The organism is Bacillus sp. Je.9.29.b, assembly GCF_051129925.1.
Taxonomy (GTDB): Bacteria; Bacillota; Bacilli; order Bacillales; family Bacillaceae; genus Bacillus; species Bacillus safensis.
Window position 1 is genome coordinate 1 of record NZ_JBCPSO010000001.1, and the last position, 22,644, is coordinate 22,644.

24 protein-coding genes and 11 tRNA genes are annotated in these 22,644 nt (G+C 40.0%); 28 read left to right on the forward strand and 7 right to left on the reverse strand.

Annotated features, from left to right (window positions below; genetic code table 11):
* The first annotated feature begins 53 nt into the window (after positions 1-53).
* The 13 genes from AAZR19_RS00005 (at position 54) to AAZR19_RS00065 (ending at position 3,806) form a co-directional block, all read left to right on the forward strand.
* Positions 54-129 (forward strand) — tRNA-Phe (locus AAZR19_RS00005).
* A 6-nt stretch (positions 130-135) separates the two neighbouring features.
* Positions 136-208 (forward strand) — tRNA-Thr (locus tag AAZR19_RS00010).
* Positions 209-223: 15 nt separating this feature from the next.
* Positions 224-308, forward strand: a tRNA-Tyr gene (locus AAZR19_RS00015).
* Between the two features lie 14 nt (positions 309-322).
* Positions 323-396 (forward strand) — tRNA-Trp (locus AAZR19_RS00020).
* A 29-nt stretch (positions 397-425) separates the two neighbouring features.
* Positions 426-501: transfer RNA gene (locus AAZR19_RS00025), tRNA-His, on the forward strand.
* Positions 502-510: 9 nt separating this feature from the next.
* Positions 511-582: transfer RNA gene (locus tag AAZR19_RS00030), tRNA-Gln, on the forward strand.
* Positions 583-589: 7 nt separating this feature from the next.
* Positions 590-664, forward strand: a tRNA-Gly gene (locus AAZR19_RS00035).
* A 5-nt stretch (positions 665-669) separates the two neighbouring features.
* Positions 670-740: transfer RNA gene (locus AAZR19_RS00040), tRNA-Cys, on the forward strand.
* Between the two features lie 14 nt (positions 741-754).
* Positions 755-843 (forward strand) — tRNA-Leu (locus tag AAZR19_RS00045).
* Between the two features lie 37 nt (positions 844-880).
* Positions 881-962: transfer RNA gene (locus tag AAZR19_RS00050), tRNA-Leu, on the forward strand.
* Positions 963-1,441: 479 nt separating this feature from the next.
* Positions 1,442-1,867 carry a hypothetical protein gene (locus tag AAZR19_RS00055; protein ID WP_041109819.1) on the forward strand — a complete coding sequence of 142 codons (426 nt, stop codon included), beginning with the start codon at positions 1,442-1,444 and terminating at the stop codon, positions 1,865-1,867.
* A gap of 421 nt (positions 1,868-2,288) precedes the next feature.
* Positions 2,289-3,083 carry a phosphotransferase gene (locus tag AAZR19_RS00060; RefSeq protein ID WP_041109821.1) on the forward strand — a complete coding sequence of 265 codons (795 nt, stop codon included), beginning with the start codon at positions 2,289-2,291 and terminating at the stop codon, positions 3,081-3,083.
* Between the two features lie 18 nt (positions 3,084-3,101).
* Positions 3,102-3,806: a hypothetical protein gene (locus AAZR19_RS00065; protein WP_076839186.1), complete on the forward strand. Its 705-nt coding sequence runs from the start codon at positions 3,102-3,104 to the stop codon at positions 3,804-3,806.
* A gap of 34 nt (positions 3,807-3,840) precedes the next feature.
* On the opposite strand, the gene AAZR19_RS00070 is transcribed toward AAZR19_RS00065, so the two are convergent.
* From AAZR19_RS00070 to AAZR19_RS00090, 5 genes are all read right to left on the reverse strand, one after another.
* Positions 3,841-4,383, reverse strand: a complete 543-nt coding sequence (locus AAZR19_RS00070; protein WP_076839183.1) for a histidine phosphatase family protein — start codon at positions 4,381-4,383, stop codon at positions 3,841-3,843.
* A 62-nt stretch (positions 4,384-4,445) separates the two neighbouring features.
* Positions 4,446-4,643, reverse strand: a complete 198-nt coding sequence (locus tag AAZR19_RS00075) for a hypothetical protein (RefSeq protein ID WP_041109825.1) — start codon at positions 4,641-4,643, stop codon at positions 4,446-4,448.
* Positions 4,644-4,784: 141 nt separating this feature from the next.
* Positions 4,785-5,054 carry a hypothetical protein gene (locus AAZR19_RS00080; protein WP_076839181.1) on the reverse strand — a complete coding sequence of 90 codons (270 nt, stop codon included), beginning with the start codon at positions 5,052-5,054 and terminating at the stop codon, positions 4,785-4,787.
* A 64-nt stretch (positions 5,055-5,118) separates the two neighbouring features.
* Positions 5,119-5,808 (reverse strand): DUF1963 domain-containing protein, encoded by a 690-nt coding sequence (locus tag AAZR19_RS00085; protein WP_076839180.1) that lies wholly within the window; start codon positions 5,806-5,808, stop codon positions 5,119-5,121.
* Between the two features lie 18 nt (positions 5,809-5,826).
* A complete protein-coding gene (locus AAZR19_RS00090; protein ID WP_076839178.1) occupies positions 5,827-6,630 on the reverse strand; it encodes a DUF2262 domain-containing protein in 804 nt (267 codons plus the stop codon).
* 541 nt (positions 6,631-7,171) lie between these two features.
* Between AAZR19_RS00090 and AAZR19_RS00095 the strand changes: the two genes are divergently transcribed.
* Both AAZR19_RS00095 and lepB read left to right on the forward strand, forming a co-directional pair.
* Complete coding sequence (locus AAZR19_RS00095) at positions 7,172-9,115, forward strand: LTA synthase family protein (RefSeq protein WP_024427404.1); 1,944 nt, start codon at positions 7,172-7,174, stop codon at positions 9,113-9,115.
* Positions 9,116-9,270: 155 nt separating this feature from the next.
* Positions 9,271-9,837 carry a signal peptidase I gene (gene lepB / locus AAZR19_RS00100; protein WP_024425343.1) on the forward strand — a complete coding sequence of 189 codons (567 nt, stop codon included), beginning with the start codon at positions 9,271-9,273 and terminating at the stop codon, positions 9,835-9,837.
* A 41-nt stretch (positions 9,838-9,878) separates the two neighbouring features.
* Here the strand turns inward: lepB and AAZR19_RS00105 are convergent, their stop codons facing one another.
* Positions 9,879-11,174, reverse strand: coding sequence for a homocysteine synthase (locus AAZR19_RS00105; RefSeq protein ID WP_034624044.1), 1,296 nt, complete (start codon positions 11,172-11,174; stop codon positions 9,879-9,881).
* Positions 11,175-11,439: 265 nt separating this feature from the next.
* On the opposite strand from AAZR19_RS00105, the gene AAZR19_RS00110 reads away from it, so the two are divergent.
* The 12 genes from AAZR19_RS00110 (at position 11,440) to AAZR19_RS00165 (ending at position 20,709) form a co-directional block, all read left to right on the forward strand.
* Positions 11,440-11,595, forward strand: a complete 156-nt coding sequence (locus AAZR19_RS00110) for an FbpB family small basic protein (RefSeq protein WP_041109840.1) — start codon at positions 11,440-11,442, stop codon at positions 11,593-11,595.
* 163 nt (positions 11,596-11,758) lie between these two features.
* Positions 11,759-12,526, forward strand: coding sequence for an ABC transporter ATP-binding protein (locus AAZR19_RS00115; protein ID WP_076839177.1), 768 nt, complete (start codon positions 11,759-11,761; stop codon positions 12,524-12,526).
* Between the two features lie 29 nt (positions 12,527-12,555).
* Entirely contained in the window at positions 12,556-13,533 is a 978-nt protein-coding gene (locus AAZR19_RS00120; protein WP_373272907.1) for an aliphatic sulfonate ABC transporter substrate-binding protein, read from the forward strand.
* Positions 13,530-14,360 (forward strand): ABC transporter permease, encoded by an 831-nt coding sequence (locus AAZR19_RS00125; RefSeq protein ID WP_076839173.1) that lies wholly within the window; start codon positions 13,530-13,532, stop codon positions 14,358-14,360. The genes AAZR19_RS00120 and AAZR19_RS00125 overlap by 4 nt, the downstream gene beginning before the upstream one ends.
* 17 nt (positions 14,361-14,377) lie before the next feature.
* Positions 14,378-15,520, forward strand: a complete 1,143-nt coding sequence (gene ssuD / locus AAZR19_RS00130; protein ID WP_076839172.1) for an FMNH2-dependent alkanesulfonate monooxygenase — start codon at positions 14,378-14,380, stop codon at positions 15,518-15,520.
* Positions 15,521-16,059: 539 nt separating this feature from the next.
* Positions 16,060-16,272 carry a hypothetical protein gene (locus AAZR19_RS00135; protein ID WP_024425336.1) on the forward strand — a complete coding sequence of 71 codons (213 nt, stop codon included), beginning with the start codon at positions 16,060-16,062 and terminating at the stop codon, positions 16,270-16,272.
* 115 nt (positions 16,273-16,387) lie between these two features.
* On the forward strand, positions 16,388-17,134 hold the full coding sequence (locus AAZR19_RS00140; RefSeq protein ID WP_076839170.1) for an ABC transporter ATP-binding protein: 747 nt from the start codon (positions 16,388-16,390) through the stop codon (positions 17,132-17,134).
* Positions 17,112-18,578, forward strand: coding sequence for a hypothetical protein (locus AAZR19_RS00145; RefSeq protein WP_076839168.1), 1,467 nt, complete (start codon positions 17,112-17,114; stop codon positions 18,576-18,578). The genes AAZR19_RS00140 and AAZR19_RS00145 overlap by 23 nt, the downstream gene beginning before the upstream one ends.
* Positions 18,562-19,467, forward strand: a complete 906-nt coding sequence (locus tag AAZR19_RS00150) for a PqqD family protein (protein WP_044333672.1) — start codon at positions 18,562-18,564, stop codon at positions 19,465-19,467. The genes AAZR19_RS00145 and AAZR19_RS00150 overlap by 17 nt, the downstream gene beginning before the upstream one ends.
* A complete protein-coding gene (locus AAZR19_RS00155; RefSeq protein ID WP_076839166.1) occupies positions 19,464-19,745 on the forward strand; it encodes a hypothetical protein in 282 nt (93 codons plus the stop codon). Before AAZR19_RS00150 ends, AAZR19_RS00155 begins: the two co-directional genes overlap by 4 nt.
* A gap of 79 nt (positions 19,746-19,824) precedes the next feature.
* Entirely contained in the window at positions 19,825-20,508 is a 684-nt protein-coding gene (locus tag AAZR19_RS00160) for a hypothetical protein (RefSeq protein ID WP_076839165.1), read from the forward strand.
* 127 nt (positions 20,509-20,635) lie between these two features.
* Positions 20,636-20,709, forward strand: a tRNA-Gly gene (locus AAZR19_RS00165).
* 98 nt (positions 20,710-20,807) lie between these two features.
* On the opposite strand, the gene AAZR19_RS00170 is transcribed toward AAZR19_RS00165, so the two are convergent.
* Positions 20,808-21,404, reverse strand: a complete 597-nt coding sequence (locus AAZR19_RS00170) for a hypothetical protein (protein ID WP_249895831.1) — start codon at positions 21,402-21,404, stop codon at positions 20,808-20,810.
* Between the two features lie 83 nt (positions 21,405-21,487).
* On the opposite strand from AAZR19_RS00170, the gene queG reads away from it, so the two are divergent.
* Entirely contained in the window at positions 21,488-22,636 is a 1,149-nt protein-coding gene (gene queG / locus AAZR19_RS00175) for a tRNA epoxyqueuosine(34) reductase QueG (RefSeq protein WP_024427417.1), read from the forward strand.
* The last annotated feature ends 8 nt before the right edge of the window (positions 22,637-22,644 follow it).

Genomic DNA, 22,644 nt, shown 5'->3' on the forward strand with positions numbered 1-22,644 from the left:
GGAGGTCGCGGGTTCGAGTCCCGTCCGGACCGCCATTTTTCAAAAGAATACATGGCTCGGTAGCTCAGTTGGTAGAGCAACGGACTGAAAATCCGTGTGTCGGCGGTTCGATTCCGTCCCGAGCCACCACTATTTGCCGGTGTAGCTCAATTGGTAGAGCAACTGACTTGTAATCAGTAGGTTGGGGGTTCAAGTCCTCTTGCCGGCACTGTTTTTCAAAAGTGGAGGGGTAGCGAAGTGGCTAAACGCGGCGGACTGTAAATCCGCTCCCTCCGGGTTCGGCGGTTCGAATCCGCCCCCCTCCACCATTTTTTGTTTTCATAGGGGCATAGTTTAACGGTAGAACAGAGGTCTCCAAAACCTCCGGTGTGGGTTCGATTCCTACTGCCCCTGCCAATTATACTTTATCATTCATTACATCTATGGCGGTTGTGGCGAAGTGGTTAACGCACCAGATTGTGGCTCTGGCACTCGTGGGTTCGATTCCCATCAATCGCCCCATTTTATTATTGGGCTATAGCCAAGCGGTAAGGCAACGGACTTTGACTCCGTCATGCGTTGGTTCGAATCCAGCTAGCCCAGTTGATGTGCGGAAGTAGTTCAGTGGTAGAACACCACCTTGCCAAGGTGGGGGTCGCGGGTTCGAATCCCGTCTTCCGCTCCAATAATGGCGGCATAGCCAAGTGGTAAGGCAGAGGTCTGCAAAACCTTTATCCCCGGTTCAAATCCGGGTGTCGCCTTTTTTGAAAAGACTGCCGGGGTGGTGGAATTGGCAGACACACAGGACTTAAAATCCTGCGGTAGGTGACTACCGTGCCGGTTCAAGTCCGGCCCTCGGCACCATTGTTTTTTAATATAAGATGCGCTCTTTAATGATCATGCCGGTGTGGCGGAATTGGCAGACGCGCACGACTCAAAATCGTGTTCCTCACGGAGTGCCGGTTCGACCCCGGCCACCGGTATCTATTTTTAGATATTCTTTATTGTTTACAGAAGAATTAAGAAATATCAACGTTTAAAACGTCTTTCTACAAATTGTAGGAGGGCGTTTTTTTATTTGTTTTTTAGCTGATTTTTCACACGACAAAATTACTTCAAATCGTGTTCACTGCTGAAAGGGGACCTAGCTAAATGGCAAGACGTAAAAATATTTTAGAACAAGTTGAATTGGAATTTTAGAAAAGGAAACTAAGTCTTATGTTGAATCATTTCGGAAAGCTATTGAATTATTTGTTTAGGACTGTGAGTAATAAATTTAAGGCGTTTCTTAATTTCCTAACAGCAAAAGGAATAAGTATTGCTGAATTAAAGCCTTACAATATGACAGAGGAACATATTAAGGAGATTAACTTTTACTTTATTGATGGTTACCTTATGATTAAACTAAAGGGGCAGGATAATTGAAGAAGGATTGGATAAATTGTACACAAGAGGTGTTGTAATGATTACGGTTAAAAATGCTGAACGTTATCTTAAAGATACCATTGGTGAAGATACCGATGATATAAAAAAGGTTTGGGAAATATTTAAGGCTTTTTCAAGGGAGACAGTTGAGGGCGAAGAAGATAAAGAAATTTTATTTCAGTGTGGTGTCTATGATTTTACAGGAGAGAAACTATTTCATTTTGACTTTGTACGTCAGTTTACAGTTTATGAAGAAGATGATTATTCTCACATGGAACAACTACACTGTGAATTTTTATTTAAACCAACAAGCGAGTTAAAAAAGTTAAAGGTGGTAGAAGAATGGTCAATGGATTATGACGATATCGATCATTTCTTTAATCATATTGAAGGTATTCATGAGTTTAAAATACCTTTGAGTTTAAAGCCGATAAAATCAGAAATATACCAAGAAGAACTTTAATTCTTATTTCATAAACGGGTGCTTTACTTTAAGAGGGTATACCTTTCCTTTTAGGAATAATTTATCATGGAGTGCCGGTTCGACCCCGGCCACCGGTATCTATTAAAAGTTTCATGATTGGTTTTTCCATGAACCTAACGTTTCACCCTTGTGGTAAAACGTTTTTTGTGGCTTAAATGAGTTATTTAGATAAAAATAGAAACCTATTAGAAAATAATGAGCATGTACTTCTTTTAGCAGAATAATCTTTAGATGATTTGCAACGTTTGATAAGATACATTTAATCATGTAAGGAAACAAAATGGGGCAGCACATTCACATAAAACAGTGTACTACCTTTGTGTAACTAAATGAATATTTGTGGGTACATACATATCTTTAGCTGACATCATCATTGTGACCCAGTTTGAGGGGAGAATTTATGAAAAAACAAAATGATTATGAGGAGTTATTGACAGGTGGCAATGTCTCGAACGTATATCGTTCTGGAGATACGGTTCGTCGAGAAGTAAAGTCAGACAATATCAATATACGAAAGCTGCTAAAGCATTTAGAAAAAAAGAATTTCTCCTATGCTCCAAAGTTTTTAGGGGTTGATGAACAAGGTAGAGAGATATTGTCCTTCATTGAAGGCGTAGCCGGTCATGATCCTTTAAAAGAATACATGTGCTCTCACCCTGCCTTAAAAGAAATAGCGAGAATGCTTAGACTGTATCATGATGCTGTTTGTGATTTTCCTATTTCAGACGATTGGGAACGAATGGACAATACGCCTAACAACATAGAGGTTGTTTGCCATAATGATTTTGCGATGTACAACATCATTTTCAATAATGAAAAACCAGTGGGTATCATTGATTTTGATGTAGCTGCTCCTGGTCCGAGACTATGGGATATCGCTTATACCCTTTATACATGTGTGCCTCTAAGTAGATTTTTTCGCACTGAAACAGGGGAGGTCGTAAATTATCTTTCATTAGACCATGCAGACCAGATAAAGCATAGAGTGAAACTGTTTTTTGAAGCTTATGGTGAGGAAATAGCAGAAGATTATTTGGATATGGTGCTGCTGCGTTTAGAAGGATTATGTCAGTATATGAAACGAAAAGCGAGTGAGGGGGATATCGCTTTTCAAAACATGATTCAAGAAGGACATCTTGAACATTATCAAAAAGACATTCAATTTATTCATAAATATAGAAAAGAATGGATGTAAAGAGGCGGCGTTGTGATCATGCAAACGAAGACGATATTACAGGCTATCATTCAAGACGAAGGAGTAAATGATTATCCTCTTTTTAGACAGTACTGTGTGAGAAAAGAACAGGGCCTGCGTAAAGATGCACTAAACGTTCTTCAGGCCTTTATTGAAGAGATGAAAGAGAACGATTTTGAAGTACAGCGTGAATTTGCTGCTTGGCTGTTTGAGTGGATTGAACGATTTGAGGATGGTCATCATCTGCTTGTGTATCCGCTGGTAAATGGGGTGATCCAGCCTGTTTTTCAAACGTGGGAGAATGTTGACCCATTGGATGTGAGACCGTATCGCTGGCAAGGTTTGTTTGTGCATCAGGGAGAAGGGCTGCCTCATTTATTGAAGGCACTAGAGCTTGGGGGCAGCAAGGAACAGCGTGTGATTGTTCAAATTTGTGAAATCTATTTATCGGCCTTGTGGTATTCGTTTCATCATATACATGAAGATCTTTATTTAAGCACCTATGAGAAGGATCAAGAGAGAATTCAGGGGATTGAACGTGTTATGATGCTGATTCAAGATCAAAGAACTCGTACGAATGTTCAAAGACAAGCCGCTTATTATGGCCAGCTTTTAACGGATTGGATGGCGTTTCAGCAGACGGAGACAAGAGGCTTTATGAAATGGTGTGCGGAGCGTAAGAAACCGTATGAGTGGGTAGAGTCCTTTTATTATCAGCAATAGTTGAGAAAACGGCAGAGTTCATTCTGCCGTTTTTTTATTGCCATATTCGCTTTGCTTCTATATGATCTGGACTAAAATATTTCAGGGTATAGACATCTGGATTGCTTAGTTTCTTCCACTCCTCGAATCCAATCGATGGATCGGCGTGTTTAAGAAGCAGGCTCATGATATTGCCATGTGTGACGAATAGGGTATAATCTTTTTCTAATTTTATTTGTTCGTGGAGTGCTTCTACAATACGATTCATGGCTTCTAAACTCGATTCTCCGCCTTCACAGGTCATATGTAAGTCTGTAAAACTGAGCTTTAGCTTCTCATACCAATTGTCTATTGGTTTGCTGCTTAATACACGTTCAGAGAGGCGCTGATCGATTTTTATCTCGAGCTGTTTTGTATGAGCAAGAGGCTCAATAGTTTGGATCGCTCGTTTATAAGGACTTGAGATAATTTGATTGAGATGAATGCTGGAAAAAAACTGTGTCAGTTCATGAGATTGAGTGATGCCTTGTGGTGTTAAAGCTGCATCTTTAGATTGTCCATCTGCTTGGCAGTGTCTGACGATATAATATGTTTTCATTGGCTACACCTTTCATTGAGTATAAAAAAATCATCCAGTATTGGATGAGGATTTACGAAGGTCTAGGTAAGCTTGTTCGTATCTGTTTCTTTATAGGGATCTGTGAGCTTGGAGGTCAGGTCTAGGTTGAACAAAAAATCATCGACGGTGTCTGTGCCAAAGGGAAGTGTGGAGAAGTTGATTGGGATGCTGTCTTCTTGCTTTTCTGAAGTGATTTGCTGTGCAGGCTGCTTTTTTCTCCAGTTCTTAAACAAGCGCATGTGAGGCCCCCTTTTCTTTGAAAAAGATGGATTTATACATAATATACGGGGAGAGTTGTCCAGGCGTCAAATGTTTTCTTCAAAAGGAACGATTCAATTGATAAACAAGAGCCACAGGAAAGTGCGGCTCTTGTTGTCAGTTTACATTGCGCGTTGTAATGCTTGCAGTAATTTACGTTCGCATCTTAAGTTGTAGCGCTTCTTATGGAGTTTCTCCGTTTTAAACCTGCCTATGACACGTCGAACATCGGAATCATAAATGATGAGGTCCCTGCAAGTTTGATCATGTAATAGTGTTTGAAACCAGTAATATTTTTTGAGATGCGCTGCGTTCTTCGAGATCTTCTCTTCATCCACTTGTAGAAAAGGGATATATACAGCAAGTGAAAAGATGTCTAAAATGAATCCCATTTTGCTTCCTCCTTTCATATTATTCATTACGCTTAGGAGCTGGCAAGGTTTCATTCAATAGACGTTAAAAACAATCCCAGTGCATAAACCATTCTTTTAATTCTTTGTTGTAATAGAAATACATCGTGCCGTTATCACCAATCATGAAACGAGGTTTTTCTTCTGAGGCGATTTGCAGCATGAATTCGCCTTGTTGTTGATGGGGCGGGGATTGAATATATGCCCCATATCCACCGATTTTTGTGAATGAATAATTTGTGTATTGATGAAAGAAGTGGTTAGTGGCTTCTTCACTTTCGTTGACTTCTGATAAATCGACGTATGTCCATGCTTCTTCCCAGCAAGGGAAGTCCCTTTGCTCACTTTCGTTCCATTGGATTTGAAAGGGTTTGAGTCCTCTCACTTCTTCAGGAGTTTCAGCTACTTCTAAACCTTCGATTGTTGAATATTCAATGAGCTGCCAGCCTTCGCCGTTTTTGGTGAGATCAATCGGAAGCGTTTTCTGATTGAGAAAAATTTGAATCAACTTACATTCATTGAAACCGTTCATTCCTCCTGGCACTTCTGGTAAATAAATTTGTACAATCGGAATCATGGCCCCATCTTGATCAGTCGGCCAGCCTTGATTAGGATCGATGAAAAAATGGCCTGCAAACCAGCTGTGTACAGCTGGATCAGGACGGAAGCCGCCAATTTTGGCGAGGGCTGGCGTTTTCCCAATTAGATTTAATTCTTGAAAAGCTTTGATTTCCATGGGTTATTCCTCCAGCCTTTAGCCTGCAATGTGGGCATCATGAAATGTGCCATTTATATTTCCTGTGACAATAATGACATGACCCCAAAATAAATCACCATCATGATAGTAGACTTCGAACTCTCCCTCAGGGTAAACATGCAGGCTTTCAAGTGAAATGCGGCTTATAAATTGATTCATTGTGAGTTCTTCTTGCTCTTCAGCTGATTCGTCTTGTTCCTGCCAATCCTTTGCTAGATCTATCAGCTGATTCGCGGCAAATGATTTAATAGAAGAATCCCATTTGGCTTGCTCTTGCATAAGTTGGTTTGCTGTTCGAAGAGAGTCATTTATTTTTTCATCTTCTTCGAGGTTAAAGTAGAGAAGGCACTCTTCATTGCTCCATTGGATCGTCTTTTCAAATAAGTCTAGTCCTTTCACTAATTCAAAGGTTCCAAGTGTATCATCATGATAAAACACAGGCTTTTGGGCTTCTTCTAAAATTTCTTGAAGCGCTTGATCCTGTGTATCTGTTTCGATCAAAGATACAAGCATGAATTCACCTTCGCCTTTTCGAACCTGAAGTGTAACGATTGATTCTTTATGTAATTGTGCCTGTTTTTCCCTTAATCCCTTATCATCTGTTAGCCAGCAAAGTCTTACATTTTCGGTTGTGATATGGCCGTTTTCCTTCCAAGCAATCAGTGGAATAGAAGCGGTCCAAAGAGGTGCCTGTCCTGCTTTTCCTGCTCCTACGCCAGAAGGTCCTGTAACAGCAATGATAGTGACTACATCTTCTGAAAATCTCTCTTCAAAAGTGTTGATTTGTTTGTTCATCTTCATGTGATGTCCTCCAGCCTGATTTTTTTCTCATGAACATATAAGTGTTGCGATCAAGTTCTACCTCTTTATCACACCGCACATCAGTAGGGGAAATCAAGTTTTTTTTGTTTTAAACTGTTTTTTTAGGGAGGTACATGGATTAATGGAGGTTGAGTCACAATAAAAGAAGCAAGGATCGAATTTTGTATAAATTTGGGTAAATGAGTCGAAAAGCCTAGGTGATTCTTCCTTTTCTTTATAATTACTTTGACACGAATAGATGAAAAAAGTAAAGTAATACTGAGTGATTTACAAAACCTTCTTCATCCACTAAAACATGAAGTGTGCGTAAATTTAATGTAAATGGATATTTTTCCTTTTATTTACTCGTATTTTTTTTGAAACTTATGATGCCTCTCATTCGTTATATTAAAGGAGCGCATGTATCCGGCGGAGACAGAGCATCGGCATGCTTGGCGAAGAAGATTTACATTTGCAAAATGAATGTAAATTTTTTATGATTTCATTTATATCAGAACGATGATAAGAAAGAAGAGGTTTTATGAAAAAAATATTTGCAAACAAATATAGCTTTTTTGTTTTGGCTGTCCTTTTATTCTGGGCTAAATCGTACACAGCCTACAAAATGGACTTTAATTTAGGAGTAAAAGGTTCTTTTCAAGAGGGGCTTCTCTTATTGAATCCATTTAGTTCAGCCATCGTGTTTTTTGGACTTGCTCTCTTTTTGAAGGGGCGTAAATCTGCCATTGTTTTAATTGTTATTGATTTTATTATGACCGCACTTTTATATGCGAATGTAGCGTATTACCGTTTCTTTGATGACTTTTTGACTTTCTCAACAATGAAGCAGGCAGGAAATCTTGGGGGAGGGATGACTGGCGGTGTGCTAGCAAGCATTAAGCCGCATGACCTTTTATACTTCCTTGATATTATCATCTTGATTGCGATTGTCATTTGGAGACCAGAAGTGAAGAAGTTCCAAATGAAAAAGACGTTTGCACTGCTGATTGTAGCTGCAGGTATTGGACTGTTCTTTGTAAACCTTCATTTGGCTGAAAAGGATCGTCCAGAATTATTAACGAGAACCTTTGATCATAAGTATGTTGTCAAATACTTAGGTGTTTATAATTATACGATTTATGATGGGGTACAAGCAGCACAAAACGCAACACAGGTAGCAAATGCAAGCAGTGAAGATTTAACGGATGTTGTGAACTATACGTCTTCTCACTATGCGAAGCCAAATGCAGAGTATTTTGGGAAGGCAAAAGGCAAAAACATTATTAAAATTCATTTAGAAAGCTTCCAGTCTTTCTTAATTGACTACAAATTAAATGGAGAAGAAGTGACTCCATTCTTAAACAAACTGGCTCATGGGAAAGACGACTTTACGTATTTCGATAACTTCTTCCATCAGACTGGTCAAGGGAAGACATCAGATGCTGAGCTGATGATGGATAATAGTATGTTTGGCTTGCCAGAGGGAGCAGCATTTGTGACAAAGGGTGAAAATACCTTCCAATCACTACCTGCCATCCTAGATCAAAAAGCAGGCTATACGAGTGCAGTACTTCACGGGGACTATAAATCTTTCTGGAACCGTGACACGATTTATAAACATATGGGAATTGATCAATTCTTTGATGCTTCCTATTACAACATGGATGAAGAAAACCTTGTGAATATGGGTCTGAAGGATAAACCGTTCTTCAAAGAATCAATTCCAATGCTAGAATCAATGAAAAAGCCATTTTATGCACATTTAATGACACTGACAAATCACTATCCATTTAATTTAGATGAAAAAGATGCGACAATTGCTAAGGCAACAACTGGCGATAAAACAGTCGATAACTATTTCCAAACAGCAAGATATTTAGATGAGTCATTAGAGCAATTCTTCAAAGACTTGAAAAAATCAGGTATGTATAAAGACTCAGTCATTTTATTATATGGTGACCATAACGGTATTTCTGAGAACCATAACCGTGCAATGAGTGAAATTCAAGGGAAAGAAATCACTCCTTATCAAAATGCACAAAACCAGCGTGTTCCGCTCATGATTCGTATTCCTGGTAAGAAGGGCGGCGTGAACCATACGTATGGTGGTGAAGTCGACGTTATGCCAACACTTCTTCACTTACAAGGTATCGATTCAAATGAATTCGTGAATTTTGGAACAGACTTATTCTCTAAAAAGCATGATGAGACTGTTGCCTTCCGTAATGGAAACTATGTGACACCGAAATACACACTTGTCGATAATACCGTTTATGATACGAAAACGGGTAAAGTGGTGAAACAAAATAAAAAGACAGAGGCGATTAAAGCCCGTGTTGATAATCAGTTAAGTCTTTCAGATAAAGTGCTCTATAGGGATCTTCTTCGATTCCATAAGTTATCTGATTTCAAACCAGTGAATCCATCGGATTATTTCTATGGAAAAGCAAACAAAGAAAAAGAAGCGGATTCTTCTGCTAACTAACTGAGTTTTGGGCAAGCACAGAAAGGTGCTTGCCTTTTTCTCTCTCTTCGCTTGATTTGTTGGCAAAATATGTTTATATTTAGGGAGAAACAAGCGTGACGCCGGCTGGTAGCTGGTGACACACATTTCGTCCTTGGGGAATTCAGGAGGAGCTTATGACAACAAATACAAAAACACAAAAAAAGAAATCAGAATTATGGGGCTGGATCAAAGCCATCTTAATCGCATTTATTGCTGTTTTTATCATTCGGAACTTTTTATTCGCGCCATACATTGTCAAAGGATCTTCCATGTATCCGACATTGCATGATACAGAGCGGGTGTTTGTGAATAAAACGGTTGATTATTTCGGTGATTATAAACGGGGACAGATCATTGTTCTTGATGGGGAAGACCGCAGCACTCATTATGTCAAACGATTGATTGGTTTACCTGGTGATAAAATTGAAATGAAAAATGATCAGCTATATGTTAATGGAAAAAAAGTGGCGGAGCCTTACTTAGCATCAAACAAAAAGAAAGCAGCTGCAGATGGCACCTTGCTGACACCTGATTTTGGCCCTCTGACTGTTCCAAAAGGAAAGTACTTTGTCATGGGGGACAATCGTCAAAATTCAATGGACAGCCGCAACGGCTTAGGTCTTTTTACAAAGCGTGATATTCAAGGAACTACCTCATTTGTATTTTATCCTTTCCAAGACATTCGATTACTCAATCATTAATAAACAATAAAAAAGCACACGGCCGTGTGCTTTTTTCTATGTCATTCAGACTGACTTTTTGTAATCGCCTGTTCAAGATCTGCAAGAATATCTTCAATCGCTTCTGTTCCAACAGATAAACGAATGAGCTCTGGTGTGACACCTGTCGCTTTTTGTTCTGCCTCGCTTAATTGCTGATGCGTTGTGCTGGCAGGGTGAATGATGAGGGATTTAGAATCGCCCACGTTTGCGAGATGGGAGAAAAGCTGCACAGAATCAATGAGCCTTTTACCTGCTTCGCGTCCACCTTTAATACCGAATGTGAGGATTGCGCCTTGTCCTTTTGGTAAATAGGTTTGAGCAAGCTCATAGGATTCGTGACTTTCAAGACCCGGATAGCTTACCCAATCGACAAGAGGGTGATCCTGTAAGAATTGTGCTGTTTTCAAGGCATTTTCACTATGCCGCTCAAGACGAAGATGTAATGTTTCTAAGCCCTGCAGAAGTAAAAATGAGTTGAATGGTGACAGAGCTGCCCCTAAATCACGTAATAGCTGTACTCGTGCTTTTGTGATATAAGCCGCTTCTCCAATCGCTTCTGTATAGGTCAGACCGTGATAGCTTGGATCTGGTTCAGTCAGTCCTTTGAACTTATCGCTGTCAGCCCAAGGGAATCGGCCGCTATCAACGATGACGCCGCCAATTGATGTACCATGACCGCCAATAAATTTCGTCGCTGAGTGGACGACAATGTCTGCACCAAACTCGATAGGTCTTAATAAATAAGGGCTGGCGAGCGTATTGTCCACAATAAGCGGGATATGATGCTTGTGTGCAATGGCTGAGATGGCTTCAATATGTAAAATGTCGCCTTTTGGATTTCCAATGCTCTCTGCATACACTGCCTTTGTTTTGTCTGTGATCGCCGCTTCGAGTTCTTCAAGGTTGGATGAATCGACGAATTTTACTGTAATTCCGAGTTTTTTGAGTGTATGGGCAAATAAATTGTAGGTGCCGCCATAAAGACTGCTTGAGGATACGATTTCATCTCCGGCTCCTGCGATGTTTAAAATAGAATAAGTCGTCGCTGCTTGTCCAGAAGAAACAGCAAGTGCACCAATTCCACCTTCAAGCTCAGCAATACGCTTTTCAAATACGTCATTTGTAGGGTTCATAATACGTGAATAAATATTTCCCGGTTCCTGAAGACCAAATAAATTCGCTGCATGCTCACTGTCTCTAAAACCAAAGGAGCTTGTTTGGTAAATAGGCACGGCTCTTGAATAGGTTGCTGAATCAAGCTCCTGACCTGCGTGAATGGCTTTTGTTTCTAAACGAAATGGACGTTCTTCTGACATGGGTATATCCTCCTTTTGTTAGATAAAACCAACTGTTTTGATAAGAAATATTTAATAAGACTATAAATCTTGTTCCCTGCTCGGTCAATCATTTTTTAGATAAATCTGAAAAAACAATAAATATAGTTGACAGGTAGGAATAGTGTGTATTAACATGAGCATACTGAAAAGACGAACAAGAATGGCTGATCGGTCAACCGAAGGCTCTATCACTCAAGCATGAGTGAAGAGCCTTTTTTTATTTGAATGAGAAAGGATGATGAAGATGGAAAAAAAGAAAAAACGAAAAAAATACAGAAAACACATGGATATCACACTAGACATATTGATTGAGCGGAACAAATATGAGATTTACAGCAGCAAGGAACGAATAGAATCGATTTACGATCGGATCGATGAAAAGCATACAAGGACAAAATAACCATTTTATAAATTTGAGTTGATTTATGGGATTGATATGATTTAGGATGGTGCTAACAAATCAATATGATTAGCTGATCGGACAACGCGAAGGCTCTTATCTCTTTTTTGGGATAAGGGCCTTTCTGTGTATTTATCTGATCGTATGAGGAGTGGAGGTTTCAATGACGATTTCAATTGATATTGTGGATAAATCCTTTTGGAAAGACAAACAGACCATTCGGGTACTTGAAGACTTAAGATTGAGCATTATTCCCGGTGAATTTGTAACAGTGATAGGTCCGAGCGGATGCGGGAAAAGTACATTGCTAAAAATCATAGGCGGGCTCGACACAGCGTATGATGGGCAAATTTTGATAGGAGACAGACGGGTCGCAGAACCAGGAATGAAACAAGGCTTTATCTTTCAGGAACACCGCCTGTTTCCATGGCTGACGGTTGAAGAAAACATAGCGGCCAATTTCAATTTAAAACAACAGGATGTACGCCGCAAAGTGGATGAATTGATTGAAATTGTTCGATTAAAAGGATTTGAACATGCTTATCCACATGAGCTTTCAGGAGGAATGTCACAACGGGTTGCCATTGCGAGAGCACTCCTTCGTGATCCGGAGATCTTATTGCTTGATGAACCATTTGGTGCGCTGGATGCATTCACACGAAAACACTTGCAGGATGTGCTGCTGGACATTTGGCAGGAGAAAAAAACAACGATGATGCTCGTAACTCATGATATTGATGAATCGATTTATTTAGGAAATGAAATTGTGCTCTTACAAGCGAGACCTGGCCGAATCCATAAGATTCTTCCTGTGAACCTGCCTTTTCCGCGTGATAGAACGTCAGCCGCTTTTCAAAGCTTAAGACAAAAGGTGCTTTCAGAATTTGAGAAAACAGATGAATTGTTACTAACCCATGGATCAGGGATTTAGGGAGGGGAAATCGCATGAAAAAGAAACAGATGATCGTTATCTTTTTGACTCTTCTGCTTGTTTTAGCAGGGTGTGATCAAGCAGCAGACGGCTCAGAAAACAAGGTGAAAGAAATTCGGATTGGGATTCAGCAAAGTTTGAGCCCGCTGCTTTTAGCAAAGGAAAAGGGGTGGTTTGAACAATCATTTGAAAAAGAAGGAGTGAAGGTAAAGTGGGTGGAGTTTCAAAGTGGCCCTCCCCAATTTGAAGGACTTGCGGCAAATCAATTAGATTTCTCACAAGTTGGAAACTCACCTGTCATAGCAGGTCAGGCTGCAGGTATTGATTTTAAGGAAATTGGTTTATCTCAGGATGGGCTGAAAGCGAACGGTATTTTAGTGAATAAGAACAGTGAGATTCAAAAAGTAGAAGACTTAAAAGGGAAAAAAATTGCTGTCGCTAAAGGGAGCAGCGGCTTTGACTTTTTATACAAAGTATTAGATCAGGCAGGTTTATCTGCGAAGGATGTTCAGATCATTCAGCTTCAGCCAGATGAAGCGATATCAGCATTTGAAAATGGGTCCGTTGATGCTTGGTCGATCTGGGAGCCGTTCTTATCACTTGAAACGATAAAGAAAGGAGCAAAGCTGCTGGTGAATGGGGAAGCGACCGATTTATATTCTCCAGGTTTCACACTTGTTCGAACTCAGTTTGCTGATCAGCATCCTGAACTAGTAGTGAAATTTTTAAGGGTATATGACCATGCGGTGAAGTGGCAGAAATCACATCCAGAAGAGGCTGTTACTCTATATGCGCGTTTAAAAAATTTAGATAAGAAGGTCGTCACACAAGTATTAAACAATACGGAACCACTCAATAAGCCCATTTCGAAGAAGATCATCAATGCTCAGCAGCATACCGCTGATTTTCAATATCAAACAAAAGCGATCCAGCGGAAAATTGATGTCAATCAGGTTGTAGAAAATTCGTTTATTGAAAAAATGCTAAAAGAGGAGATGAATAAATGAAAGCTATTTCGAATCCGGCTTTAGCATCTGAAATCGAGCGAACAAAGAGAAAAAGGAGAAAAGCTTTATCTTTATATAAGTTAAAGGGACTGGTATTACCTGTTCTACTTATTGCGGTTTGGCAGATCATAGCTGGTTCTCAAATCGTTTCTTCCACTGTCTTGCCTTCGCCCGTCTTGATTGCAGAATCCTTTCGAGAGTTGATTCGTTCTGGTGAACTGTTTGGCCATCTATACATCAGCCTTTATCGAGCGATATGTGGATTTTTACTTGGTGGAGGCTTAGGTCTTATGCTGGGTGTATGCGTAGGATTTTCTAAAAAAACAGAGCAGTATGTAGATCCGACTTTGCAAATGCTGAGAACCGTTCCACATTTAGCGGTCACTCCTTTATTCATCCTCTGGTTTGGCTTTGATGAAACGGCGAAAATTTTATTGATTGCACTTGGGGCTTTTTTTCCGATTTATATTAATACGTTTCTAGGTATTCGCAGTGTAGACAATAAGCTGTTTGATGTGGCTCGCGCCTTAGAGTTTAATGTGTATCAAAGCATCACAAAGCTGATTTTACCGGCTGCTCTTCCTCATATTCTTCTGGGCGTGAGACTGTCATTAGGAATTGCTTGGCTTGGTTTAGTGGTAGCTGAGTTGATGGGTTCAAGCAGCGGCGTCGGCTATATGATTATGGATGCAAGGCAATTCTCCCAAACGGATAAAGTGTTTGTAGGAATTATCATCTTTGCAGTAGTTGGTAAGCTGACAGATTCATTTGTACGTCTGTTAGAAAAGCGTCTGCTCAAGTGGCGCACTAGTTATCAAGGTGAATAATAACAGGGGGCGATGTCATGAATATTTTATGGTTTATTCCAACGCATGGAGACGGCCGTTATTTAGGATCAGCAAAAGGGGCAAGACAGGCAGACTATCCATATTTTAAACAGATTGCTCAAGCAGCTGATCAGCTTGGTTATACAGGGGTCTTGCTGCCTACTGGGAGATCATGTGAAGATCCATGGCTGACGGCAGCTGCTTTAGCTGCGGAAACCACTCATTTAAAGTTCCTCGTGGCTCTTAGACCAGGGCTGATGCAGCCGTCTGTTGCTGCTAGAATGACTTCTACGTTAGATCGTCTTTCAGGCGGGAGACTGCTGATTAATGTGGTAGCAGGGGGAAGTAAAGAGGAGCTTGAAGGGGATGGGCTGTTCATTTCTCATGATGAACGCTATGAGGCAACAGAAGAGTTTTTGACAATTTGGAAGCGGTTATTGAAAGGAGAAAATGTACAATTTCATGGCAAACATCTACAAGCGGAGAATGGCCGTCTGTTATTCCCACCAGCTCAAACACCCCATCCACCAGTCTTTTTTGGCGGATCATCATCAGCAGGAATTCAAGCAGCCGCCAAGCATACAGATGTCTATTTAACTTGGGGCGAACCGCCTGCACAAGTAAAAGAGAAAATTACACAAGTGAAGAAGCAGGCTGAAAAGGAAGGAAGAACGGTGAAGTTTGGCATTCGTCTTCATGTGATTGTGAGAGATACCGAAGAGGAGGCATGGCAGGCAGCGGAACATCTGATTCGTCATTTAGATCAAAAAACAATTGATGAGGCGCAAAAAGTGTTACAGGGGATGGACTCAGTAGGTCAAAGACGAATGGTGGAATTGCACCAAGGGAGGAAAGACAAACTTGAAATCAGCCCAAATCTTTGGGCAGGCATTGGTTTAGTACGCGGCGGTGCAGGAACAGCACTCGTCGGAGATCCGCAAACAGTAGCAGATCGTATCATAGAATACCAGTCTCTAGGCATTGATACATTTATATTTTCTGGATACCCGCACCTAGAAGAAGCTTATTATTTAGCAGAGCTTGTTTTCCCGCTCCTTCCATTCAAGAGATCAGGGGCTACAGGACTCTCTGTGCCAGCTGGTGAAATCATTGGGAACAATCATTTCCCAGATGCTGCCTCTGCTGCTAGTTCCTCATAAATATGAAAAAGCAAAGCAGTCTGCGGTGGCTGCTTTGCTTTTTTTATAGAATAGCGGGAGCCTTATGTTGTGTACTGCTGAACAAAGTAAGGGCTTTTTTCCCAATCGCTTTTCTTGTATATACACATTTATAGAGTCAAGAAAAGAAGGGAAATATGCCCACTCTTTTATCAGAATGATCAGTAAATATTTCATAATTGGCATTATTGCGACATAAAATCAGGACTTTTTTATCTGATATATCGGGGGAATTCTTTCTATCTCACAAAAAAGAAAGAATAAATATGATAGATGATAAATATGGACTATTTGAAAAAAAGAAGAAAAAAGATGGTGCAAATGACATTAAATGGGTTTTGTGGTTCTTATGGGGTGTCAAAATCTAGTAAATAAGAGAGGGTTTAAACGGATGAAAGTGAATAATTGAATAAAAAGTCACATTTTAATCAAATGTATGTTCGGTCAAAAATGGGATGTTCTGTAGATGTTTGGAGTGTGACGCCTATGATACGATCATCATAAGCTGGGAGGTGAAAAGTATGACTTATGCAGCGCCGCAAGTTGACTATTCCACTATGGAACCTGCTATTATGGACCAAGCTTGGTTCTTAGTATTTGTTGCTGTCCTTCTTGGATTGGGAGCAACAGTCGTTCTAGGAGCAGCAGTTTGGTGTATCGCAAACGGCAAGGGTAGCTTTACAGGAGCCGTTCAGTGGGAAAGTGGCTTAAAAGTCAAAATTGAATGTAAGTAGCTATACTTAGGATTCATCTTTTTACTTCTTAGATAAGACACCAGGGCTAAACCGTCTGTGGCGGGCGGTTTAGCCTGATCTGTTTTTAAAGAATATGCAGACACTTGGAGGTTATATGTTTACGATCGAGAATTTAACCAAGACGTATAAAAATAACGTGACTGCTGTCAATGATTTTCATTTAAAGATCGACCCTCATCAAATCGTTGCTGTTGCTGGACCGAATGGTTCGGGTAAAACAACGATGATTAACTGTATACTCGGCATTATTAAGCATACAGAAGGAAGGATTCACTTGCAGGACGTCCCAAACGATGAACCATCCTTTAAAAAACAAGTAGCCTATGTTCCAGATGACCTGCTGCTCCCTGAAGCATTGACTGGTGCTGAATATTTAGATTTTGTTTCTTCTATGTATGAATGTAAAACAATTCACAGAAGAAATCAACTAATTGAACTGTTTGATATGGACTCGGCTTTATCAAGACCGATCGAAACCTATTCACATGGGATGAAAAAAAAGACACAGCTGATTGCTGCATTTATGCTTGATAGTCAATTGGTGATCATGGATGAGCCCTTTAGAGGACTTGATATTGAAGCGGTTATAAACACAAAGAAACTGATGAAGCGGTATGCCAAGCACCATGGTGCGATCTTGCTTTCAACGCATGATATGCTTTCAGCGGAAGAGCTGTGCCACAAAATCGCCATTATTTCTAAAGGAAATAAAATGGATGAAGGGACGGTCTCAGCCTTAAAGGAGAAGTATCAATCAAGCACATTGGAACAGGTGTTTCTGAAAGCTTCAATGTTAAGTGATAGGGGTGCACATTTTGATGAAATCATTAATCATTTCTAAAATGATGCTTAAAATGTGGCAGCAGGAGATGTATAAGCTCTTTGATACTCAAACGAAGCGGATCATTGTGGTCTTATTCTTTTTGTTTGCCATCACAATGGGAGCCATTATCGGATACAGCTTTACAGGTGTCTTTATGAAGGCTTTCTTAAATGGAGATGAACGTTCACTTGGATTACTTGTCGTGTCAATGGCGATCAATGCCTCTATTTTTACAAGCTTGTTATTCGTTTTGATCAAGGTCAGAACACCTGAACAAGACCGGTTTTCTATGCAGCTCAGCTGGTTCCCGCTCTCTACCTTTCAGAAAAGTTTTGGATACTTCATTCCGATGGTGACAGTGGTGGCAGGGCTTGTTTTATTTTTTATCGGCATCCTGCTTTTACCTAATTTTATTGCCCAGGGAATTGGTATTTTCTTTATCTTTACTTTCTTTTTGATGGTGCTTTTGCAGTCGCTTTTTGTCTTAATGCTGCTGCAGTTTATTTACAATATCACTTATTTACTCGTTTTGAAATTAAGATTACCGTTGCAAAAATTTGCAGCGATATTTGTTTTATTGGCACTGGTTGTCACGTATGGATTGACGCACTTTGATATTAGCCAAATTCAGCAATCATATATTCAGTTTGATTATCATTTGATGTATTTGACAGCTCCGTTTTTCCTAGCGGCACAAGGAATGCCTCCTGAAGGAGTAAATTATGCCATCTTGATTCTGATCATCCTCTTATCGGCAGGCGGCGCATTTCTTTCTCTTGCGATGATGCCGATTATGGCAGAGAAAAAAGCGTTAACCTTTTTACACAAGCTGCCATTCTCTTCTTCAAAAAAGTGGTCACTTATTGTGAAGGAAATGAAATCACAGGTGCGAAATGAAGAAAATATTTTAAATTTTCTTATTCTCCTTATTGTGATCTTATTCGTTCGTTATCAATTTGGATTCCGCTTTGAAGAAGAAGCATTTTTTGTACTATGCGCTCTTGCTGGATTAACAGCCTTCAATTCGTTTGGCAATGATAAACGAATGCTGGGCATGTATAAAACATTTGGTCTGAGATCGTGGGAAGTGGCTTTGTATAAGTTTATCGGCCTTCTGCTCGTTGGTGTACTGCAAATTGTTTTATTCATGCTGACAACGCTGACGCTTCCTGATCAGATTTGGCACACATTGATTGGTGCCGCTGTGTTATGCAATGCGACTGCGCTCTTTTATGTGGTAGGTATTTTACTTCCTCTTGATCGAAACAATCCCTATACAGGCATTTTTTCATTTGGAGCGCTTATTTTACTCATGATTCCGATTGTTTTTATTGGAAACTATGTCATAGGGGCGTCGAGTCAAACGCTTCAATGGCTGCTTGTGGCTGCATTTGAGGGTCTGCTCATCTTTGCCATATACAAAGGTTTTTCATGGAGGTATTCACATGATTCAACTTCTTAACAATAAGCTAAAGATTGAGCGGGTACCGGCACTAGCGCCGTATGTGACCTTACAAAAAAGGCATCTCACGGATACGCAGTATGGAAGCACACTCCCGATCAATGAAAGTGCCTATCATATGTTAACGAAAGTGGACGGTAAAAGAACAGAAGCGAGTATTACCGCAGAGCTCGCCGATTTGTTTCAGGTCGATGAGTCGGTGATTGCTCGTGATTTTTATCAGCTGATGACGGGATTGAATCAGCATCACTTGCTATCAATTCATTATCATTCACCATATCGGATTGTGACAGCCTGCTGCCAATTTTTCAAGCAGTATCAAGTCAAAATGAAGGAACGATTTGATTGTACTGGTCACTCGTTCCTTCACATTTTTGGGACGGCTTTGCTCATGGTGACACGTAAAATCATCTTTTTCTGGATGCTTTTCATGGTCATGGCAGGGATCGCTTTTTTATTCATTCCTGATCCGTCGATTGCAGCCATTGCGATTTATTTTACGATTATTTATTTCGGGTTAATTACCGGAACCGCTTTACATGAAGCGGCACATGGCTATGCGCATCGAAAATTTGCAGGACGAGATGGTCCTCAAGGCTTTTTTGCGAGTGACATGATGTCAGTGAAGTTTGTAAGACCCGTATTAGATCCATTTCAGAAAAAGCAGGTATGGATTACGCTGCTTGGACCGCTTGTTCCCGGTGTGATTGGCGCAGCAGGCATCATTGTGACCATTTTATTTCTAAAAGAAAACCCGGTTTCGACAGCTTTTTTCATTTTTTCAATCACGTATTTTATTCAATTACTCTATCTTCTTCCGTTTATGGGGGATGGTAAGTCCATTATGAAGCAGCTATTGCTTGGGGGAATGGGAGGACAACGATCATGAACGTACAGGCGATGAAACAAGGCGCGATAGTTGGTAGTTTTCTAGGGTTCTTAGGCTTTCCGATGCTGACAATCGGCGTACTATTCTATCATTTATTTCAATCAAAAACGAATGATGCTTTATTATTTAACAGTCTCGCTTTTGAGATGGAAGGCTCATCCGCATTTACTTTTCAGATCAAGCCAAACTTTTTTATTTATATGATGGTGATTTTTGCTGTGAGTTTTCTCATGGTGGCATTCCTATCAGCCATGAAACAGAAAAAAGCAAAAGGTTAGGAGAATTCTCCTAACCTTTTTTTGTATTCCGACCAAATTTTAGTATAATAAGAAATAAAAAACATCAAAGGGGATCACAATGTTTAAAAAATGGAGCATTCTTTTATTCACAGTTTTTCTATTAGCAGGATGCGGCGAGAAGGCCGAAGAAACCACGACGACAGAGAAGACGGTATCAGAAAAACCAGCAACAGAGAAAAATAAGGAAACATCAACTCACGATAAAGTAACCGTTGAACCAATGAAACTAACAAAGAGTGAAAAAAATCTTTTGGATGTAATAACAGCAGATAAACCCGAATTAATGATGACAGTGCAGGGGCTTAATGCAAGTAATAAAAGCGTTTCCTTAATCGGTGTGCATTACAAGGATGGGCAATTACTGAAAGAAGACACAAAAGATCTCACCATTAAACTTCATCAAAATGGTGTCGATAAGAGTGTGAATTTTATCTACCAGCTAGATGAGGAAAAAGATGATTTGTTAAAAGCAGCGTATGGCTTTTGGATAGAAAAAGAGAATAATGAACTAAGGAAACTCTCGACTAACATGGATTTTAAACAGGACGTGGGAGGAAACCTAATGATAAAGCAAGCAGAACCTTTTCACATGACTCCTGGAGAGAAAAAATTAATATCAATAACCATCACAACTGGAGCTAAATCATCAGTTCCTGGTTTAATAGAATTTGAAAAGAACCCTAAAAAGAATTTAAAGAAAGTGAAGCATGCCCATTTGGTGTATTTGCATTTAGATAAATAACTATCGTAATATATACGGAGAATATGAAGTTTTTTGACGAAAAATCTTCATATTCTCTTGACGAATTGTTAAGAAAGTTGTAACATAATAAAAGTCAACGCGATGACGTTGCTTTTAAAAGATTGATGCGGGTGTAGTTTAGTGGTAAAACCTCAGCCTTCCAAGCTGATGTCGTGAGTTCGATTCTCATCACCCGCTCCAATACATAATTTTGTTTATAACGCAGTATTTCGTTTCTTAGATAAACGAAGTGTTGCGTTTTTTATTATGTCAGTATAATGTGAAAAAGCACTGTCAGGCTACAGTGCTTTTTCAATGAGTTCATATTTGCTTTCTCCGCCATGTATTTGTACAAACATCTTCGTCAAGGATTGAATAAGAGCTTCACTCTTTTCCCGGGAAATAGATGGCGGGAAAAGGATGATTTGAAGAATGTTCTTTGTGTCGTGAGAAATTTGTGCTTTACTTGCTTCAGAAAATAATCCATTCAGTCCTGCGCTGTCCTGCCATTCGATGTGACCAGCCTCTTGTTTTGCCAGTGAAAGTGGTCCTTTGATGCGATCGGCATCTAAAGTCAGGATAGGTAAGAAATATTTTAGTGAGAAAAATATCGACAAATCCTGTACGGAATTGGTCGAGTCAATGAATTGTTCCTTTTGGATGTCAGAAAGAAGTGGAAGGAAAGGAACGTCTTTTAAAAGATCCGTCCATTCTTTGATGGCTGATACTTCTTCTAAGACTTTATCTTCGTATTCAAAAAATAAAGATTCTTGAAACAGGCGTAATCGGCCTTTTAACATTTGAGGTGATGTACCCACTTCAATATGAGAATATTCAATCTGTCCAACATGGATAGACGGGTTTTGAGGATGAGAAATTTCCATATGTATCTTCACAGTGACTCACTCCAATCGGTCATGATACACTCGTATTATACTGAAAACAACAGAAGAAACAAAGAAAGGAGGTTTGCAAGGTGATTCATGTTGGAGAATTAAAAGAAGAATTGATTCAATATGCGAAAGAAATTGGTGTCGATAAAATTCGATTTGCAAGTGCCGATACATTTGATTCATTAAAGGACCGTCTCATCTTACATGAATCGTTAGGGTATTTGTCAGGCTTTGAAGAGCCTGACATTGAAAAACGGACAAACCCTTCTTTGCTGCTTCCGAAGGCCAAATCAATTGTTGCGATAGCGCTCGCGTATCCTTCCAAAATGAAAGATGCTCCTCGAAGTACAAAGGATGCGAGACGGGGGATTTTTTGCAGGGCTTCATGGGGAACGGATTATCATGTCGTGCTGAAAAAAAAGCTCGATATGCTCGAGGAATTTTTGCGAAGCAAACATGTCGATATACGGACAAAATCAATGGTGGATACAGGAGAATTGTCTGATCGTGCTGTAGCGGAACGTGCTGGCATTGGTTTTAGTGCAAAAAACTGTATGATTATCACGCCAGAGTTTGGATCTTATGTGTATTTGGCTGAAATGATCACAAATGTCCCATTTGAACCGGATGAGAAAATTGAAGACCAGTGCGGAACTTGTAATAAATGTGTGGATTCGTGTCCAACGGGTGCGCTGGTGAATCCAGGACAGCTGAATTCTCAGCGGTGTATTTCATTTTTAACGCAGACAAAAGGCTTTTTACCTGATGAGTTTCGTTCGAAAATAGGGAATCGATTGTACGGGTGTGATACATGTCAAACTGTCTGCCCGATCAATAAAGGAAAAGACTTTCATCTGCATCCTGAAATGGAGCCAGACCCTGAAATTGCGAAGCCGCTGTTAAAGCCGCTTCTGACGATCAGCAATCGTGAGTTTAAGGAAAAATACGGTCATGTTTCAGGTTCATGGCGGGGGAAAAAGCCCATTCAGCGGAATGCAATTTTGGCACTCGCTCATTTTAAAGATACATCTGCCTTACCAGTATTAATTGAGTTGATGCACAAGGACCCAAGACCGGTCATTCGAGGAACGGCTGCATGGGCAATTGGCAAAATTGGTGATGATCAGCAGCTCCCAGAGCTGGAAAAGGCCCTTGAGCGGGAAAGTGATGAAGAAGCGAAAGAGGAGATTGTGAAAGGGATTGAGCTTTTACAGACACCTTTAAATACTAAATAACATCCCTG

Bases quoted from the DNA above. Each gene is read 5' to 3' on its own strand.
- AAZR19_RS00055 (WP_041109819.1), top strand. From the start codon at position 1,442: ATGATTACGGTTAAAAATGCTGAACGTTATCTTAAAGATACCATTGGT.
- AAZR19_RS00060 (WP_041109821.1), top strand. From the start codon at position 2,289: ATGAAAAAACAAAATGATTATGAGGAGTTATTGACAGGTGGCAATGTC.
- AAZR19_RS00065 (WP_076839186.1), top strand. From the start codon at position 3,102: ATGCAAACGAAGACGATATTACAGGCTATCATTCAAGACGAAGGAGTA.
- AAZR19_RS00070 (WP_076839183.1), bottom strand. From the start codon at position 4,383: ATGAAAACATATTATATCGTCAGACACTGCCAAGCAGATGGACAATCT.
- AAZR19_RS00075 (WP_041109825.1), bottom strand. From the start codon at position 4,643: ATGCGCTTGTTTAAGAACTGGAGAAAAAAGCAGCCTGCACAGCAAATC.
- AAZR19_RS00080 (WP_076839181.1), bottom strand. From the start codon at position 5,054: ATGGGATTCATTTTAGACATCTTTTCACTTGCTGTATATATCCCTTTT.
- AAZR19_RS00085 (WP_076839180.1), bottom strand. From the start codon at position 5,808: ATGGAAATCAAAGCTTTTCAAGAATTAAATCTAATTGGGAAAACGCCA.
- AAZR19_RS00090 (WP_076839178.1), bottom strand. From the start codon at position 6,630: ATGAAGATGAACAAACAAATCAACACTTTTGAAGAGAGATTTTCAGAA.
- AAZR19_RS00095 (WP_024427404.1), top strand. From the start codon at position 7,172: ATGAAAAAAATATTTGCAAACAAATATAGCTTTTTTGTTTTGGCTGTC.
- lepB (WP_024425343.1), top strand. From the start codon at position 9,271: ATGACAACAAATACAAAAACACAAAAAAAGAAATCAGAATTATGGGGC.
- AAZR19_RS00105 (WP_034624044.1), bottom strand. From the start codon at position 11,174: ATGTCAGAAGAACGTCCATTTCGTTTAGAAACAAAAGCCATTCACGCA.
- AAZR19_RS00110 (WP_041109840.1), top strand. From the start codon at position 11,440: ATGGAAAAAAAGAAAAAACGAAAAAAATACAGAAAACACATGGATATC.
- AAZR19_RS00115 (WP_076839177.1), top strand. From the start codon at position 11,759: ATGACGATTTCAATTGATATTGTGGATAAATCCTTTTGGAAAGACAAA.
- AAZR19_RS00120 (WP_373272907.1), top strand. From the start codon at position 12,556: ATGATCGTTATCTTTTTGACTCTTCTGCTTGTTTTAGCAGGGTGTGAT.
- AAZR19_RS00125 (WP_076839173.1), top strand. From the start codon at position 13,530: ATGAAAGCTATTTCGAATCCGGCTTTAGCATCTGAAATCGAGCGAACA.
- ssuD (WP_076839172.1), top strand. From the start codon at position 14,378: ATGAATATTTTATGGTTTATTCCAACGCATGGAGACGGCCGTTATTTA.
- AAZR19_RS00135 (WP_024425336.1), top strand. From the start codon at position 16,060: ATGACTTATGCAGCGCCGCAAGTTGACTATTCCACTATGGAACCTGCT.
- AAZR19_RS00140 (WP_076839170.1), top strand. From the start codon at position 16,388: ATGTTTACGATCGAGAATTTAACCAAGACGTATAAAAATAACGTGACT.
- AAZR19_RS00145 (WP_076839168.1), top strand. From the start codon at position 17,112: ATGAAATCATTAATCATTTCTAAAATGATGCTTAAAATGTGGCAGCAG.
- AAZR19_RS00150 (WP_044333672.1), top strand. From the start codon at position 18,562: ATGATTCAACTTCTTAACAATAAGCTAAAGATTGAGCGGGTACCGGCA.
- AAZR19_RS00155 (WP_076839166.1), top strand. From the start codon at position 19,464: ATGAACGTACAGGCGATGAAACAAGGCGCGATAGTTGGTAGTTTTCTA.
- AAZR19_RS00160 (WP_076839165.1), top strand. From the start codon at position 19,825: ATGTTTAAAAAATGGAGCATTCTTTTATTCACAGTTTTTCTATTAGCA.